Raw genomic sequence first — 352 nt, 5'->3', positions numbered from 1 at the left:
GTAGCTATGTACGGAAGGGATAAGCGCTGAAAGCATCTAAGCGTGAAGCCCCCCTCAAGATGAGATTTCCCAGTATGTAAGACCCCTTGAAGACGACGTGGTAGATAGGCTGGGGGTGGAAGTGCAGCAATGCATGTAGCTGACCAGTACTAATCGGTCGAGGTCTTATCCAAATATGCAAGTTGTAAATAGCACAGTTCGTTTCGGATCTAGTTTTCAGAGAATAATCTCTGAATGTAAGCTAAGCTATGCGTTTGGTGGCGATGGCAGAGGGGTTCCACACGTACCCATCACGAACACGACCGTTAAGCCCTCTAGCGCCGATGGTACTTGGACCGCAGGGTCCTGGGAG

At 50.0% G+C, this 352-nt stretch carries 2 rRNA genes; both read left to right on the top strand.

The annotated features are described in order from the left end of the window. Positions 1 to 173, top strand: a 23S ribosomal RNA gene (locus HP548_RS01115); the annotation flags it as partial. An 80-nt stretch (positions 174 to 253) separates the two neighbouring features. After that, positions 254 to 352 (top strand): 5S ribosomal RNA (rrf, locus tag HP548_RS01110); the annotation flags it as partial.

Origin of the sequence: Paenibacillus taichungensis (assembly GCF_013359905.1) — a bacterium.
GTDB classification, from domain to species: domain Bacteria; phylum Bacillota; class Bacilli; order Paenibacillales; family Paenibacillaceae; genus Paenibacillus; species Paenibacillus taichungensis.
This window is presented reverse-complemented; position numbering and strand designations above follow the sequence as displayed.